Genomic DNA, 15,774 nt, shown 5'->3' with positions numbered 1-15,774 from the left:
TTTTTTATGGGGGAACCATGCAGGGAATGAACCAGGAAACCGGAAAACCGCTCTCAGCGACTGACCACATACGTCAGTCGGTGCAGGACATTCTGAGCACACCGCTGGGCTCCCGCGTCATGTTGCCGGGTTACGGCAGTAATCTACTCCGGCTGGTGGACCATCCGGCGGATCATGTCACGGCGGTTCGCGTGGTAATGGCGACAGCCGTGGCGATTGCCCGCTGGGAGCCCCGCGTCACGATTAACACCATCGAGGTGCTGAAAGCCGGTGAAGGGCAAATCATTGTCACGATCCGGGCGACGGACACCGAGAATCAGCGCGCGGTTTTGCTGGAGAACATCAAACTATGAACACCATTGACCTCAGCCAGCTCCCGCCGCCGCAGGCGGTGGAAATGCCGACCTTTAAAGTCATGAAGGCGCAGCGGCTGGCAGAGTTGCAGGCACTGAGTCCGGTATTCAATGCGCTGGTCGAAAGCGACCCGGCGATGAAACTGCTGGAAATCCTGGTTTACCGCGAAATGGTCAACGTCGCGCGTTTTAACTCGGGTGTCTGGGCCGTGCTGCTGGCGTATGCCAAAGGCAGCGACCTGGATCAGCTGGGCGTGAATTATGACGTGTCCCGCCTGGTCATTACGCCGGGAGACGACAGCACTATTCCGCCAACTGCGGCGGTGATGGAAAGCGATGACGCATTCCGGCTGCGTATTCGCCTGTCATGGTATGCGCGCAACACCGCAGGATCGGTTCAGGCTTACGAGTTTTTCACTCTGTCGGCCGACGGGAGCGTGGCGGATGCGCGGGCGTACGGTCCCGCTGAATCTGCTGATATCGAACCCGGTCATGTTCATGTCTACCCGTTGAGCAATGAGGGAGACGGTACACCGTCGGATGCACTCCTGCAGACCGTGAGTGATGCGCTGAATGACGAGTACGTGCGCCCCCTGACGGATTACGTCAGCGTGCTGGCACCGACGGTCATTAACTATGACGTGACCGCCACGCTCATCATTGCCGACGGCCCGGATGCCGACACCGTCGAGACGGCGGCCGAAAACGCCATGCAGCGCTATGCCGACAGCGTTCACAAGATTGGTACCGGCGTTTCGCTGGCTGGCGTTTACCGCGCGCTGAAGCAACCCGGTGTGGATGACGTGACGCTGGATTCGCCGCTCGCCACTATTCCTGTCGGGATGGGTGAAGTGTCCTTCTGTGCCGGCATTAACCTGACCATCGTAAGGGGGAGCGATGTACCGGACACTCCTGCCGCCTAACGCGACACAAAGTGAACAGGCGCTCGAGCAGGTGATGGGGCACATGAGCGACCAGCCCATCGATATCCGCATTGTCAAAAATCCAGAGCTGTGTCCCGCCGAGCTGCTGCCCTGGCTTGCCTGGGAATATGGGATCACCTACTGGGATGCGAACTGGACGGAAGCGCAAGAGCGCAGCGTTATCAAAAACGCCCCGAAGGTGAACAAAACACGCGGTACCGTCGGTGCGGTAAAACATGCGCTGCAGGCGGTGGGCCGCTCCATCGATGTGGTGGAGTGGTTCAGGGATTCTCCCGTCGGAGAACCGTATACCTTCCGCGTGATGGTCAACGGCTACGCTGTGACCGCCGACGAGTTAAAGCTCATCACCCAGCAGGTTGCGGATGCGAAGAACGCCCGCAGCTGGATGAGCGATATCCAGATTGGCGAACAGTCGGTCGCCGGGACTATTTATTGCGGCGGCGCCAGCGTCGTGCAGCACACCATCAGAATCACAGGAAAACGCGATGAGTGATTACTATTTATTGATAACCGATGCCGGGAAGGCGCTGGAAGTCGCCGCGCACGCCAGCGGTGCGCCGGTCAGCCTGACCGATTTTGCGGTCGGGGACGGTGGGGGCTCGCCGGTGACACCCGATGCCACGCAAACCGCGCTTACCAACGAAACCTTTCGCGATGTCCTCAGCTCGTTAAGCGTCAGCGTGACCGACGCGTCAGTGCTCGAAGCCGAGTGCATTATCCCGGCCAGCAGCGGCGGCTATACCCTCCGTGAAATCGGCATCTTTGCCAGTGACGGCACGCTGTACGCGGTCGGGAACTTTGCGGAGCAGGAGAAACCTGCCCCGGACAGCGGCTACGCGGCATCGCTGAAAATTCTGGCTGACCTGGTGGTCTCCGATACCCGCGATATTACACTGACCGTTCAGGACGGGAGCTATCTCACCGTGACGCAGGCCGACACGATTTATCTGCGTCAGGATAAGCGCTTGGGTGAAATCGCAGGGCAGGGAGCAGATGCCCAGACAGAGGCGCGGGAAAATATAGGCTGCGGGACGGTGGCTGCGGCTGATTTGACCGCGAGTCGCTCAGACACCACTGCGGGGCGAGTTTTGCAGGTTGGGGACTATGGACAAGGCTCAACGACAGGCACAACCCAGTTGTCCTCCATTTTTGATATTACCTGCACGGAAATTCGCTCTGCCATTGGAGCCGGAGGGGGCGCTAATGCTACTAAGGGCATGCCGGAAAACTCAGAGAACACCCGCTTCAGTGTAAATATCTATAGCGTATACGCCAGTCAGTTCTGGGTAGAACTGATTAGCACTAAGCAGACATATACCGGGATGGTTTATACCGATACAAAAGACCCGGTAAGCTGGACTCAACATTATACAGATCACTATAAACCGGCAGCCAGTGATTGCGATGCAGTTTCAGCATCGCAAGGTGGCACGTTTCAAAAGGTCGTTAATTTTAACGGCGGTTTGAATGTACTCCAGAACAATACGGGTATTTATGGCGGAAACGATGCGGCCGGATTTACAAGCGATAACCTGCTGCTTAAATCCTGGTATGGCATTGGATTTTATTGCACTGAAAATAATGCCGGTCCGGAGATCGGAATTACCGGTTATATAAACACCCGTACTGGCCGTCTGGAGATGAAAGAGCAAATTATTCCTGGTAACTATGGGAATTTTGATGCTCGTTATCAAAAAGTCAATACTGCATCGAAGGCCGGGAATGGATGGTTTAAAGATACTAACACAGGTCTGATTATTCAATTTGGTCATGGGAATTACACCAAGAATTCGCGAATAACGTTCCCAGTCGCTTTTCCAAATGCATGTGTTGGGCCTGTTGGAAACGACTCTGGCACGGGCCTTGTCGGGGTCTCGCTGGGTGCATTTGATAAAACCGGATTTACAATGTACGCCGAAGAAGGTTCTGTCTCACTTAGCTGGATAGCGATAGGTTATTAATATGACAATTTACTTTAGCGCATCTGCAATGGGTTTTTTTGATGACTCCCTGAAAGCCGACTATAAAAAGTCAGGTTCATGGCCACCGGATGCTGCTCAGATTACCCAGGTCAAATATGAAGCACTCCTCAACGGTCAGTCAAACGGCAATATTATTACTGTAAATGAAAGTGGTGCGCCAATACTGACTGCGCCCCCACCGCCAACCCCGGAAGAAAGTATTGCGCAGGCTGAAACCACCAAATCGTCATTAATGGCAACGGCCAGCGCCGCAATTGCCCCGCTTCAGGACGCGGTTGACCTGGGGATTGCGACAGATAAAGAGGTAGAGCAGCTAAACGCCTGGAAAACATATCGCGTGGAGGTCAATCGGGTGGATACATCGACAGCCCCTGATATTGAATGGCCTTCACCACCATCCTTAATTATTTAACTCCGGAGTTTCCATGTTCAGACATAACAAATCGCGTTTGCGAGGATTTTCCCTGCGCGCGTTTCAGACCCGCATGAATGCGGTCTGGTTTAACGGTGGCGTGAATGACGTACAGGCTGAGTGCCTGACGGGCTTCACCGCTGCTTATCTCATTTACAACAACGTTCTGGGCCGCCATGTGCCGGTGAGCTGGCTGGCCTATGTGCTGGCCACCACCTACCACGAAACGGCAGCCACCATGCAGCCGGTCGAGGAATACGGCAAAGGGGCGGGGCGTCCGTACGGCGAACCGGACCCGGAGACCGGACAGGTTTACGACGGGCGCGGCTACGTCCAGCTGACCTGGAAAGACAATTATCAGAAGGCGCAGGCGCAGGTGGTGGACTTCCTGACGCTCCAGCACGACGTGCCGCTGGTGATGCAGCCTGATTTAGCGATGACACCGTGGGTGGCGGCGCAGGTGGCGATTAACGGCATGGCGGAAGGCTGGTTCACCGGTAAGGCGCTGGCCGATTACCTGACCGACACGACGACCGACTACGTCAATGCCCGTCGCATTATCAACGGCACCGACAAAGCGCAGACCATCGCGGCGTATGCGACTGAGGTGCAGGTGGCACTCGAGCTGGCGCACGGGAACGGGATTGTCCGTTGTCAGGTAAAAGAGGGCGCCAGCGGGGATGACGTGCGCGAGCTCCAGCTGATGCTCGGCCTGAAACCTGACGGATGCGCGGGACCGGATACGGTCAACGGCATCATGGCGTTCCAGGCGGCGCACTTGCTGGCGGTCGACGGGGTCTGCGGGAAAGGTACCTGGGCGGCACTCGACCGGGAGGTCTACGGCGTATGAAAGCTCTGATGTTAGTGGCGATTCTGGTTCTCTCGGGATGCTCGGGTACCTGGGTCCATATCGAAGAGTCCGGGAGCCAGCAGGCCTGCGCGCCTGTGGTGAGTGTGGAAAGCCTCGGTAACAGCGTCACGGTCTCCGATCACTCTCAATGTAAGGCGAACCAATGAAAAAAGCAGTTCAGGTGATGATCACCCTGATGTTGTGCACGGTGATGGCGGGGTGCTCGAACATCATCACCTACGTCCGGCACGATGAAACCAAAGGCAACATTCAGTGCAGCGGGGACCAGGCCTTAAAGCGCGACAGCCAGTGTCACGCCACCGCCACCACCAAATAACCCACCCATTCAGTTTACAGACCCGCTCCGGCGGGTTTTTTTATGTGGAGAGCATTATGGATTTACACGGTACCCGGACCAGTGAAACGGACAACGCCGCGAAACAAATCACCACCGTCAATATGTCGGTGATCGGCATCGTCGGTACAGCGCCGCTGGCCCAGCGCGGTGAAGTGGCGACCCTGACCACCGGCAGTTCGCTGCTGAACAACCAGATTGTGTTCAGTGCGACGCGCAGTGGCAAAGACGGCAATCAGCTGAATGTACAGGCGACCACCGGTGAAGCGGATTCGTCCGGCGGGGCTGCCACGCTGGCCTTTTTCGAAGATGACCTGCTGACCATCATTCTTGGCACTGACGGCGACGGCGTAATCAGTGCCACGGCAGCGGATGTGGTGGCTGCCGTCAGCGAGCTGGACCCGGGCCTGGCGGAGCTCAGCATTACCGCCGCGCTGCCGGAGGGGATTACAGGCGAAGGCATCATGCTGCCATTTGGTGCCACGGCGCTGGCCGGTGGCGAGAGTGAACCTTTCCCGTTGTTCACGCCGTCCCTCATTTCTGGCAGCCGCAGTCAGGCTAAAAAGCTGGGCTATGCAGGCACGCTCTACGCGGATATGTACGACATCCTCAATCAGATTGGCGCCCTGGTGATGGTGGTGCGTGTCCCGGAAATCCCGTCAGAAGACCTGCAGCGGGCAGCGATTATCCAGGGTATCGAGGCGCTGAAACTGGGGCAGTCCAGCCTCAACTACAACCCACGTATTCTGATTGCGCCGGAGTGGAGCACCGACGACGGGGTCGGTAAAGCGCTCGAGAGCATGGCGAACCAGTGCCGGGCCGTGGCCTACCTCGATTCACCCTCGATGGCGACACCGGAAGAGGTCGCCCGCCGTGGCCAGCAGTATGGCGCCCGCGTGGAAATCCTGCGACCACGCATCATGGTCACCAGCGACGTCACCGGCAAAAGTACCAGCCGCCCGTACTCCGCTGCCGCAGCCGGTCACCGGGTCCGTATCGACAGCGATTACGGTTACTGGTGGTCGAAGTCCAACCACGAGGTTTACGGCTTTACCGGCCTCGAGCAGGTGGACAGCTTCCTTGTGGGCGATGAGACCAGTGTGGTGAACCAGCTCAACCAGGCGAACGTCAGCACCGTCGTGATGCTCGATGCCTACAAGCACTGGGGCAACCGTCTGTGTACCGACGACCCGCAATACCGATTCGAATCGGTGCGCCGCACGATGGACGCCATCGAGGATTCAATTCAGCTGATGGTGACCAAAAACTATCTTGATCGCCCGATCGACAAGGCATTCGCCACCTCGATTGTCGGCTCGGTGAACAGCTACCTGCGCCAGCAGACAAAGCTGGGCGTGCTTAACGGGGGCCGCTGCTGGCTGGATCCGGACCTCAATACCGCTGAATCACTGGCAGCCGGCAAGGTGTACTTCAACGTGGCCATCGGGCCAAAATCACCGGCAGAAGAAATCACCGCGACCTACGCCATCGACAATACCTACACCGTGCAGGCATTCAGCCTCGCCGCCTGATAAGGAACCATCATGAATACCGGATTTATCTACTCAAAATCAGGGCTGTGGTTGGGCAACAATACCCGCGTGGCGGGCGTTCTGTCGCTGACGCCGCCAGCCATCACCGCGACCATTGGCAATTACAAAACCACCTGGATGGATATGGCCACGCCGGTGGATAACGGCATGGAACCGATGCAGACGGAATTTAAGATTGGTGCCGACATCGATGTTCTTTCGCTGTTTGGCTTCATTCCCGGCAGCTCAACCCGCGTACAGGTTCGCCGTACGTATCGTGACACCGACGGCGTGCTGCACACCTTCGTGGATGAAATGGAAGGCATCATCGGCACCATTACCTCAGACGAGGCCGGTACTGACAGTAAAGAGAGCGTGGGGATGTCGGTCACTATGAACCTCAGTTATTACAAACTGACGGTCGACGGGAAGGAAATCTACGAGATTGACCCGGCGAACATGATCCGCAGCGTTAACGGCGTGAACGTTCTGGCAGACGAAAAAGACGCGTTGTTGATGTAATATGAGTAATAATGCCCGCTCCTAGCTCCTAGCTCCTAGCTCCTAGCTCCTAGCAGGCATTTTGCCCTGTTAGAATGTCTACTTCATGCTAAAAGTAGACATTACTACGGCCATGATATGTTAATAAATAGGCGATAAACTCGGCGGAGCTTATGGTAACTGTCGCCATCTTCATGTTTTAATTTTAAAGTCGTTGATTTTTTATAAAGTTGTGGTAATAATCTAATAATATATAATGAACAAGGACGTGATTGTGGCCGACTATATAAATAGCAATATATTATGTGAGTCATATGTTCATGTTGAACCTGAATGGTTGAAACAGATAAGTGCGGTAAATCGCAAGCAAAAATTATCGCTAATTCGAAGCGAAATAGAAGATTTTGCTGACAAAAGAATAAAATTCTTTTTATCTGATGATGTAATAATTGAAATCAACTTTGTTGAAGGTTCAATTAAAGCGAAGATAACTGCCTATGGTCCAATTATTTTATTGATCGGTACAACAATATTGAATTATTCAAGTTTTAGAGAAAGTGTTAAACAATTGTCTTCCGACATGTATCGGGCATCATCAATGTTATCCTCAGAAATGCTATACCAGACTAACTCTAGAAACAAGAGTGAGATTCTTCGTGTTGAAGCCAGAAAAGGAGTGGTTGGTTCTATAGAGAGAATTAATAATAAAATAGACTCTATTGATTCCCAGTTAGATGGCAAAGAACTCTCTCCTACCCGCATAAATGGTGAGTTACTTGATCTGAATGACATGGTCCTAACATTACTATCTAATCTGAAAAACGTAGAAGATAAAAAATTAGTTGCTTCAGCATTAATTGATGGTGTTTCCAAGTTATCAATACGCAAGGCTCGCTTCAAGCTCAAAAATAAGCTCGATGAATCAATGTATGCAAGCCTCCTTAACGAAAGAAAAAGTATCATCAAGAATCTATCTCAATATAAATGATAAGATTACGATGCAACCATCGTCATTAAATTGTGTTCTCTTTTCTTATTGTGGAGTGACTATGGTTAGGTTAAAGTATTTCAACTCCGCTCACGTTTTTAAATCCTCTTATTATTCAATTGACTTGAGCTTTAGTTGCATAAACAGCGTTGTTCTTTATACATTCATCTTTGTTATAAATCACAGTCTTCACTTAAATAAAACTACTACTGAGCACAAGAATCTGTGCTCTTCGCTCATAGAAGCCTGATGAATTGTTGCGGATTAAGTGTCAGAGTTGGATATCACTTATCTCAAGACATGTTCGTTGACGGAGAATACTTTTGAATCTGAGCAAAGATGGATATCCACAAGGTCCGTTGGTACGAGCAGTATGGGATTGTTGTGATGAACTTTATGAGAAACTAGGACGAGCCCCCTCCCGACAGGAATTTAATCACGAAATTGGCAAACGCGAACCAGAGCGCATGGGTATTAGTACACATTCTCGCCAATGGGGAGAGTGGATGCGCCATCATAATTTTTTAACATATGTTGCTAGTATGCCAGGTCTCATCCCTGAAGAAATGCACTATCCGCAATATCTACGTGTATGGTATGCCGTGACACAACTCGGTTACGCCTCTGCTGCAAATATTGTTAAGTGGATCCGTAACAGCAACGCCCCTCTGAAAGAAACCGAGATTCGCATTCAACTGGGTGCATTAACTGTTAATAGCAAGTCCCGATATCGATATTTAGGTAGCCGTAAAAGCGCTCGTACTGATCTGGGTAACCCATACGACGTGTTGTATCGTAAAGGAAATCTACGAAATACACGTTATGAACTATATGTCCAAGAACTACACGGTATCTGGGATATTGGCGACGATGGCAGAACGCCAGTTCAGATAGTTGTCCCAAGGCCATGTGATCGGTTAGTGCTTGAAGCAAGAGATGAATTATTCACGGAATTCCCTGAGGATGAAGGTGACATCCGTCTAAAGGCTTTGCGTGAGGTTATTGTTCGGGAAGGACAACCCGTATTTAGACGAAAACTCATTGAAGCTTATGAAGGTAGATGTGCGGTAACAGGTTGTTCGATCCAAGTTTTACTTGAGGCTGCTCATATAACACCTTATGCCGGTGCCTGGCATACCCGCGCACAGCATGGTTTGTTACTGAAATCAGATATTCATACTTTATTTGACCGTGGTTTGCTCTGGATTGATACCGAATTGAAAATAAGGATATCAGAACCGTTAGCTGGGACAGAATATGCAGAGTTAGATGGACGAAACCTAAGGTTACCAAAAGATAAAAAAGACTGGCCGTTAATCACTCATCTGATAAATCATCAGCAATATTGGAGTGATAAACATAATGACGATGAACGCGCTTAATCCAGTAACGTCCGCTCCTCACTCATTGCAGATATAGCGTCTATGTTTGTACACTGATGTGTGAACCTCCGCTAGTCCAAGTCTTAGACTTATCCATTCACAACCAACAAAACCTCATAACAGCACCTTCGGGTGCTTTTTTCATTTAAGGAACCGCGAAATGACTTATCCGTCTAACACCACCCTAATCACCTTATCCCGTCCACTGAAACTGAACGGCGAAGACATTGAAACCATCCAGATGCGCGAGCCGACGGTGTTCGACAAGCTGCTTTTCGAGAAAAACAAAGGCGCAGCCCTTGAGAAAGAAGTGGCGATGATTGCGGGTCTTTGCAGCCTTAATCCTGGTGACCTGCACCAGCTACCGGCGTACGACTACGACCAGCTGACGGAGGCATTTAATGATTTTTTGCTGCCACCGGCGGAGCGCTTGAACCTGAGTTCCTGAACAACCAGCCGGGGATCACATACTGGTGCCGCATTACGTTCAGCGAGCAGCTCACACTGCCGCTGAGTATCTGGCGGCGCTATCTGAAAAAGGCCATTAAGCAGAGCGCGGCGTAATGTCAAAATCCCAGAAGTTTAACGCCTCGATTAATTTTGGGGCGTCGCTCGACCCGTCAATGTCCCGGACCCTCAAAGGGCTGACGCGCGGCATCGACGATATCAGCGAGGAATCAGCGAAGGCGGCAAAATCACAGACGGCCTGGATGCGTCAGGTGAAAGCCGGGTCTGCGGGAACTACCGCACAGATAAAGAACATGGAACGGGCGACGGATACGCTCGTGAAAAAGCAGGCTTCACTGGAGAAACAGATCCGTGAAGGCGTGCGCGCAGGGAAAGACGTGTCAGACCTGGCGAGCGAATACAAGCGTGTTGCAGCCGGGATAGGGCGGGCAGAACACGCGCTCACCCGATTGAATGCCCAGCAAGAGCGCGAGAATAAGCAGGCTGAGAAACAGAAACGCCGCGATGAACGCTGGGGCCGAATGAAGGCCATGTCAGGCAAGGCGCTGTCGTTTGGTGCCAGCACGCTAATCAGCGCGCCGGTCGCTATTGCTGGCGCTGGTGTGGCGGGTATTACCGGGCTGATGGGCGGTGCACTGGCGCTTAACAAAAAGACTGCGGAGGAGTATCGCCTGTCGAAGCAGTACGGCATGTCATACCAGAGCTACAAAAACGGCAGTATTCTCGCGGAGCAGGCCGGGCTGAACGGTGAAAACTACGGGGACCTGTCAGAAGAGCTGAGTAACAAGCTGGGTGAGCAGGGCAATGATAAATCGCTAAATCCGTTGCTGGCCCAGATCGGTATGAACAAAACGCAGATGACGGGCAGCAAACAGCAGCAGTTTGACCAGGTGATGCAGGCTATCTCCGTCGGCATCAAAAATAAGAGTCTGACAGCCCAGCAAGGGGAATCACTTGCCGACCAGCTGATGGGTGGTGAAGCCAACAAGCTCGTGACCTACATCGCCAGCACCGGAAAATCCTTCAAGGAAGTGATGGATAACGCTGCTCAGCTCAACAATGTGTCTGAGGATGAAGCACGCGCTGCAGCTGAGTCCAGTCAGGTTATCAGCAATCTCTGGACGTCCGGAGAAACCGCTTTGCAGGGTATGGCCGGGGAGTTAGGCAGGGCATTCGAACCGCAGCTGAAAGCATGGGAGCAACAGGCTACGCAATGGATTAGCAACAATAAGCAGCTGATCGCGAATGAAATCACTGAGTGGGTGAAAGGTGGTGGTCCGGAGCGAATTGTCCACGGACTGGAAACCTTCGGGCGCGCTGTTTCACAGGTTGTGAAATGGATAGACGCAATTCTGCCAGAAAACGATGAACGATCCCCGGCGCAGATGGCTACAGCACAGGACGCCAGGCAACGCGCCATCGAAACTGAAGAACAGAAGCAGGGTGTGAGTTCTCTGGGTTATCAGGAATCCATCAATGTCGCCAACGCCGGTGAGCAATCGTGGAAGGACGCCCATAGCCAGGCCAGAGTCCCGGATGGCGTTAACTTTGATGACAGGACATTCGGTGTGCCAGTTCCGTCGCTGAAAGCTCCGGCACCGCAGCAGACGAACCACGTCAATATCACGGTGAACACGCTACCAGGGCAGGATCCGACGGAGTTTGGACAAGGGGTCTACGACGCTTTCAACAAAGCGACGCCTGGCGTACCGGACTCGGGCGGGGCTGACACATTCGATATTCCAGCATTCTGAGGAGCACGCTGTGCAATACACAACGAAAGACGGCGAGCGGCTGGATATTATTTGCGCCCGCCATTACGCGGCGGTCAGCAACACCTTTGAAGCCGTGCTCTTTTCACCAGAGAACTATGACCTGACAACGAATGAAGTTTTTAATGCCGGTTCAACCTTCGACCTCCCTGTCGTAAAGCCCGCAGAGAAGAAAACAGAAACATCACTCTGGGATTAACCAATGTCTTACATCGATACCGGCAGCAAACCATGGCTGCCAAACTTTGCTATTTCCGTTGAGGGTGAAGATATCACCGACGCAGTGCGCGAGAACCTGATTGACCTTACGCTGAAAGAATACGGCGGTGATTCCAAAAAGAGTGATCAGATCTCATTTGCGGTGGTTTCCCCTGATATGAAATTGCCGGGGAAGGGCGTGAAAATTTCTGTGTCCATGGGATTTGGTGACGAGCTGGTGGATAAGGGAACCTTCGTGGTTGATTCACGTTCGTCCGGCGGTTCATCTTTACAACCGCGAGTAATCGAAATCACAGCCCGAGCGTTCTCTAAAACGAATGAGCGTGGCCACAGTTCGTTGCAGTCGCAGAAAACTCGCTCCTTTGCTTCAGGAACTACGATGGGCGATTTAGTCAGTACCATCGCTGCCGAACATGGCTTAACGGCCCGGGTTGATTCAACGCTGGTGGAACAGCCGCTGTCTCATATCGACCAGCTTGGTGAAAGCGATATGAATTTACTGACCCGGATAGCGGCGCAGTATGGCGCGGTGAGCAAAGTGACACACGATTACTGGGTAATAATACCCAGAGGGGCGCAAACTACGGTGAGTGGCAAACCTCTGCCGGTGAAAACCATTACGCCTGATATGTGCAGTAACTGGCGTTATCACGACACCAGTGATCATCCGGATAGCAGCCAGTCAGGTGGTGGAACCATCATCGTGAGTTACAGAGATGCGGATGATGGTAATCGGGTTAAAACGCTGACGGTCGGCAGCGGTGAGCCAGTCACCCATTACCCGAACGCACAAAAAGATATCCACGGAGCCAGGATCATTGCGGGTGGGTGTTCTGCGCACAGTAAAAAAAAGCAGGCGGGCATGTCACTGCTCCTGCCAGCTGGGCCTGAGCTAATGGCGATGACGGCCGAAGGGAAAATCGCTACCAGTGGATTCGGTAGCGTGGAGGACAGGGAGTGGAAAATTGCTCAGCTACAGTGCCAACTCACTGAACAAGGGTTCTCTTTTAACCTGGTTCTCGAGTAACAATCTGTGGCAGTTGGCTGATATCTCCGCTGCTCGTGATCTTTTGCTTTCCGAGTGACATACCGCGGAGCCTATAGTGTTGTTTGTTCTCTTTTTATACAGCATGGCATCGAAATCTTTCCTAAGATTAACTAATGTGAACCGCGCTACATCAGGCGTGAAACATTTTGTCATGTTAGGAAAATAAAATCTAACTATATGATTTTTATGATTTGTCTGAGGGATTCGCAATCCCTGTCATTAAGGAGGAGCTATGTCGTCAACCCTACGAGAAGCCAGTAAGGACACGCTACAGGCCCAAGCCAAAACGTATCACTATTACAGCCTGCCGCTAGCCGCCAAAACCCTGGGCGATATTTCTCGCCTGCCAAAATCACTCAAAGTCCTGCTTGAAAACCTGCTGCGCTGGCAGGACGGTGATTCCGTAACCGAAGAGGACATTCATGCGTTGGCGGGGTGGCTGAAAAATGCCCATGCCGATCGTGAGATTGCCTATCGTCCCGCCCGTGTGCTGATGCAGGACTTCACCGGCGTACCCGCCGTGGTCGATCTCGCGGCAATGCGTGAGGCCGTGAAACGCCTCGGCGGTGACACTGCAAAGGTGAACCCGCTTTCACCCGTTGACCTGGTGATTGACCACTCGGTTACCGTCGATCACTTCGGTGATGACGACGCGTTTGGCGAAAACGTGCGCCTGGAAATGGAACGCAACCACGAACGCTATGTATTCCTGCGCTGGGGCCAACAGGCATTCAGCCGCTTCAGCGTCGTGCCGCCGGGCACCGGTATTTGCCACCAGGTTAACCTGGAATATCTCGGCAAAGCGGTGTGGAGTGAGTTGCAGGACGGAGAGTGGATTGCTTATCCGGACACGCTGGTCGGTACCGATTCCCACACGACGATGATCAACGGCCTCGGCGTTTTAGGCTGGGGCGTCGGTGGGATTGAAGCCGAAGCCGCGATGCTCGGCCAGCCGGTATCGATGCTAATTCCGGATGTTGTCGGATTCAAACTGACCGGTAAATTGGCTGAAGGCATCACCGCCACTGACCTCGTGTTGACCGTCACCCAGATGCTGCGTAAGCACGGCGTGGTGGGTAAATTTGTTGAATTCTACGGGGACGGGCTGGACTCGTTACCGCTGGCGGATCGCGCCACCATCGCCAATATGGCACCGGAATACGGCGCGACCTGCGGATTCTTCCCGATTGATGGCGTTACGCTGGAGTATATGCGCCTCAGCGGGCGCAGCGATGATCAAATCGAACTGGTGGAAGCCTACGCCAAAGCGCAGGGCATGTGGCGTAATACCGGGGATGAACCGGTGTTTACCAGTACGCTTGAGCTGGATATGAAAGAAGTCGAAGCGAGTCTCGCCGGGCCGAAACGTCCGCAGGATCGCGTGGCGCTCGGCGACGTGCCGAAGGCCTTTGCACAAAGTTCTGAGCTGGAACTGAACACCGCGCAGAAAGACCGTAATCCGGTCGACTATACGTTGAACGGGCATCAGTATCAGCTGCCGGACGGTGCGGTGGTGATCGCCGCCATCACCTCCTGTACCAATACCTCCAACCCAAGCGTGTTAATGGCCGCCGGACTGCTGGCGAAAAAAGCCGTCAAAATTGGCCTTCAGCGTCAGCCCTGGGTGAAAGCGTCGCTCGCGCCGGGCTCTAAAGTAGTGTCGGATTACCTGGCCCACGCCAAACTTACGCCGTACCTCGATGAGCTGGGCTTTAACCTGGTAGGTTACGGCTGCACCACCTGTATCGGTAACTCTGGTCCGTTGCCGGATCCCATTGAAACGGCCATCAAAAAAGGTGATTTGACCGTGGGGGCGGTGCTTTCCGGTAACCGTAACTTTGAAGGACGTATTCATCCGCTGGTGAAAACCAACTGGCTGGCCTCGCCGCCGCTGGTGGTGGCGTATGCGCTGGCGGGCAACATGAATATCAACCTGACGACCGACCCGCTGGGGCACGATCGTAAGGGTGATCCGGTGTATCTGAAAGATATCTGGCCGAGCGGGAAAGAGATTGCCCGCGCGGTGGAAGAAGTCACGACCGAAATGTTCCGCAAAGAGTACGCCGAAGTGTTCGAAGGCACGCCGGAATGGAAAGCGATTCAGGTCGATAAATCAGATACCTATGGCTGGCAGCAAGATTCCACTTACATCCGTCTGTCGCCGTTCTTTGATGAAATGGGGATAGAACCGGACCCGGTGCAGGATATTCACGGCGCGCGTATTCTGGCGATGCTCGGTGATTCCGTGACCACTGACCACATTTCCCCGGCAGGGAGTATTAAACCGGACAGTCCGGCAGGGCGTTATCTGCAAAATCATGGCGTCGAACGTCGCGATTTTAACTCCTATGGCTCGCGTCGCGGCAACCACGAAGTGATGATGCGCGGCACCTTCGCCAACATCCGTATTCGTAACGAAATGGTGCCCGGTATTGAAGGTGGTATGACCCGCCATCTGCCAGGTACGGAAGTCGTTTCGATTTACGATGCCGCGATGCGCTATCAGAAGCAGGGCACGCCTCTGGCGGTCATTGCCGGGAAAGAGTACGGCTCGGGCTCCAGCCGCGACTGGGCTGCGAAAGGCCCGCGTCTGCTGGGCATTCGGGTGGTTATCTCAGAATCGTTCGAGCGTATTCACCGTTCTAATCTGATCGGGATGGGGATTTTGCCGCTTGAGTTCCCGGCAGGTGTGACCCGCAAAACGCTGGGGCTGACCGGCGAAGAGCAGATTGATATCACTGACCTGCAACAGCTGAAACCGGGGGCCACTGTGCCGGTGACGCTGACCCGCGTGGACGGTAAAAAAGAGGTGATTGACTGTCGCTGTCGCATCGACACGGCGACGGAGCTGACCTATTACCAGAACGACGGGATCCTGCATTACGTGATCCGTAATATGTTGCGTTAACCCCAAAAATGCCCGGCGGCGCAAGCTTGCCGGGCCTACGATTCCCACTTGTAGGCCCGG

General features: G+C 53.4%; 17 protein-coding genes. All 17 read left to right on the top strand.

Annotated elements, in window-relative coordinates; translation table 11 throughout:
* Positions 1-17: 17 nt before the first annotated feature.
* The 17 genes from A8O29_RS13150 (at position 18) to acnA (ending at position 15,714) form a co-directional block, all read left to right on the top strand.
* Positions 18-353 carry a GPW/gp25 family protein gene (locus A8O29_RS13150; protein WP_125351740.1) on the top strand — a complete coding sequence of 112 codons (336 nt, stop codon included), beginning with the start codon at positions 18-20 and terminating at the stop codon, positions 351-353.
* Positions 350-1,276 carry a baseplate assembly protein gene (locus A8O29_RS13145; RefSeq protein ID WP_174081334.1) on the top strand — a complete coding sequence of 309 codons (927 nt, stop codon included), beginning with the start codon at positions 350-352 and terminating at the stop codon, positions 1,274-1,276. Before A8O29_RS13150 ends, A8O29_RS13145 begins: the two co-directional genes overlap by 4 nt.
* On the top strand, positions 1,251-1,790 hold the full coding sequence (locus A8O29_RS13140; protein ID WP_174081333.1) for a phage tail protein I: 540 nt from the start codon (positions 1,251-1,253) through the stop codon (positions 1,788-1,790). Before A8O29_RS13145 ends, A8O29_RS13140 begins: the two co-directional genes overlap by 26 nt.
* The gene (locus A8O29_RS13135; protein ID WP_174081332.1) at positions 1,783-3,258 is read left to right on the top strand and encodes a phage tail protein; all 1,476 of its coding nucleotides are present in this window, start codon (positions 1,783-1,785) and stop codon (positions 3,256-3,258) included. The genes A8O29_RS13140 and A8O29_RS13135 overlap by 8 nt, the downstream gene beginning before the upstream one ends.
* Position 3,259: 1 nt before the next feature.
* Positions 3,260-3,691 (top strand): tail fiber assembly protein, encoded by a 432-nt coding sequence (locus A8O29_RS13130; protein ID WP_168713906.1) that lies wholly within the window; start codon positions 3,260-3,262, stop codon positions 3,689-3,691.
* Between the two features lie 13 nt (positions 3,692-3,704).
* Entirely contained in the window at positions 3,705-4,541 is an 837-nt protein-coding gene (locus A8O29_RS13125) for a peptidoglycan-binding protein (RefSeq protein ID WP_125355878.1), read from the top strand.
* Positions 4,538-4,708, top strand: a complete 171-nt coding sequence (locus A8O29_RS13120; RefSeq protein WP_168713905.1) for a putative periplasmic lipoprotein — start codon at positions 4,538-4,540, stop codon at positions 4,706-4,708. Before A8O29_RS13125 ends, A8O29_RS13120 begins: the two co-directional genes overlap by 4 nt.
* On the top strand, positions 4,705-4,878 hold the full coding sequence (locus A8O29_RS13115) for a hypothetical protein (RefSeq protein WP_159465391.1): 174 nt from the start codon (positions 4,705-4,707) through the stop codon (positions 4,876-4,878). The genes A8O29_RS13120 and A8O29_RS13115 overlap by 4 nt, the downstream gene beginning before the upstream one ends.
* A gap of 56 nt (positions 4,879-4,934) precedes the next feature.
* Positions 4,935-6,428, top strand: a complete 1,494-nt coding sequence (locus A8O29_RS13110; protein WP_125355876.1) for a phage tail sheath family protein — start codon at positions 4,935-4,937, stop codon at positions 6,426-6,428.
* Between the two features lie 12 nt (positions 6,429-6,440).
* On the top strand, positions 6,441-6,950 hold the full coding sequence (locus A8O29_RS13105; protein WP_125355874.1) for a phage major tail tube protein: 510 nt from the start codon (positions 6,441-6,443) through the stop codon (positions 6,948-6,950).
* Between the two features lie 253 nt (positions 6,951-7,203).
* The gene (locus A8O29_RS13100; protein WP_125355873.1) at positions 7,204-7,917 is read left to right on the top strand and encodes a hypothetical protein; all 714 of its coding nucleotides are present in this window, start codon (positions 7,204-7,206) and stop codon (positions 7,915-7,917) included.
* Positions 7,918-8,240: 323 nt separating this feature from the next.
* On the top strand, positions 8,241-9,299 hold the full coding sequence (locus tag A8O29_RS13095) for an HNH endonuclease (RefSeq protein ID WP_125355871.1): 1,059 nt from the start codon (positions 8,241-8,243) through the stop codon (positions 9,297-9,299).
* A gap of 160 nt (positions 9,300-9,459) precedes the next feature.
* Complete coding sequence (locus tag A8O29_RS13090; protein ID WP_125355869.1) at positions 9,460-9,747, top strand: phage tail assembly protein; 288 nt, start codon at positions 9,460-9,462, stop codon at positions 9,745-9,747.
* A 115-nt stretch (positions 9,748-9,862) separates the two neighbouring features.
* On the top strand, positions 9,863-11,521 hold the full coding sequence (locus A8O29_RS13085; RefSeq protein WP_174081331.1) for a phage tail tape measure protein: 1,659 nt from the start codon (positions 9,863-9,865) through the stop codon (positions 11,519-11,521).
* A 10-nt stretch (positions 11,522-11,531) separates the two neighbouring features.
* The gene (locus tag A8O29_RS13080) at positions 11,532-11,738 is read left to right on the top strand and encodes a tail protein X (RefSeq protein ID WP_168713891.1); all 207 of its coding nucleotides are present in this window, start codon (positions 11,532-11,534) and stop codon (positions 11,736-11,738) included.
* A gap of 3 nt (positions 11,739-11,741) precedes the next feature.
* Positions 11,742-12,785, top strand: a complete 1,044-nt coding sequence (locus A8O29_RS13075; RefSeq protein ID WP_174081330.1) for a contractile injection system protein, VgrG/Pvc8 family — start codon at positions 11,742-11,744, stop codon at positions 12,783-12,785.
* Positions 12,786-13,038: 253 nt separating this feature from the next.
* Positions 13,039-15,714 (top strand): aconitate hydratase AcnA, encoded by a 2,676-nt coding sequence (acnA, locus tag A8O29_RS13070; RefSeq protein WP_110507932.1) that lies wholly within the window; start codon positions 13,039-13,041, stop codon positions 15,712-15,714.
* Positions 15,715-15,774 lie beyond the last annotated feature (60 nt).

It is taken from the genome of Scandinavium goeteborgense, assembly GCF_003935895.2.
GTDB lineage: Bacteria > Pseudomonadota > Gammaproteobacteria > Enterobacterales > Enterobacteriaceae > Scandinavium > Scandinavium goeteborgense.
Note: the sequence above shows the minus strand (reverse complement) of the source record. Positions and strands in the feature narration are given on the sequence as shown.

Bases quoted from the DNA above. Each gene is read 5' to 3' on its own strand.
- A8O29_RS13150 (WP_125351740.1), top strand. From the start codon at position 18: ATGCAGGGAATGAACCAGGAAACCGGAAAACCGCTCTCAGCGACTGAC.
- A8O29_RS13145 (WP_174081334.1), top strand. From the start codon at position 350: ATGAACACCATTGACCTCAGCCAGCTCCCGCCGCCGCAGGCGGTGGAA.
- A8O29_RS13140 (WP_174081333.1), top strand. From the start codon at position 1,251: ATGTACCGGACACTCCTGCCGCCTAACGCGACACAAAGTGAACAGGCG.
- A8O29_RS13135 (WP_174081332.1), top strand. From the start codon at position 1,783: ATGAGTGATTACTATTTATTGATAACCGATGCCGGGAAGGCGCTGGAA.
- A8O29_RS13130 (WP_168713906.1), top strand. From the start codon at position 3,260: ATGACAATTTACTTTAGCGCATCTGCAATGGGTTTTTTTGATGACTCC.
- A8O29_RS13125 (WP_125355878.1), top strand. From the start codon at position 3,705: ATGTTCAGACATAACAAATCGCGTTTGCGAGGATTTTCCCTGCGCGCG.
- A8O29_RS13120 (WP_168713905.1), top strand. From the start codon at position 4,538: ATGAAAGCTCTGATGTTAGTGGCGATTCTGGTTCTCTCGGGATGCTCG.
- A8O29_RS13115 (WP_159465391.1), top strand. From the start codon at position 4,705: ATGAAAAAAGCAGTTCAGGTGATGATCACCCTGATGTTGTGCACGGTG.
- A8O29_RS13110 (WP_125355876.1), top strand. From the start codon at position 4,935: ATGGATTTACACGGTACCCGGACCAGTGAAACGGACAACGCCGCGAAA.
- A8O29_RS13105 (WP_125355874.1), top strand. From the start codon at position 6,441: ATGAATACCGGATTTATCTACTCAAAATCAGGGCTGTGGTTGGGCAAC.
- A8O29_RS13090 (WP_125355869.1), top strand. From the start codon at position 9,460: ATGACTTATCCGTCTAACACCACCCTAATCACCTTATCCCGTCCACTG.
- A8O29_RS13085 (WP_174081331.1), top strand. From the start codon at position 9,863: ATGTCAAAATCCCAGAAGTTTAACGCCTCGATTAATTTTGGGGCGTCG.
- A8O29_RS13075 (WP_174081330.1), top strand. From the start codon at position 11,742: ATGTCTTACATCGATACCGGCAGCAAACCATGGCTGCCAAACTTTGCT.
- acnA (WP_110507932.1), top strand. From the start codon at position 13,039: ATGTCGTCAACCCTACGAGAAGCCAGTAAGGACACGCTACAGGCCCAA.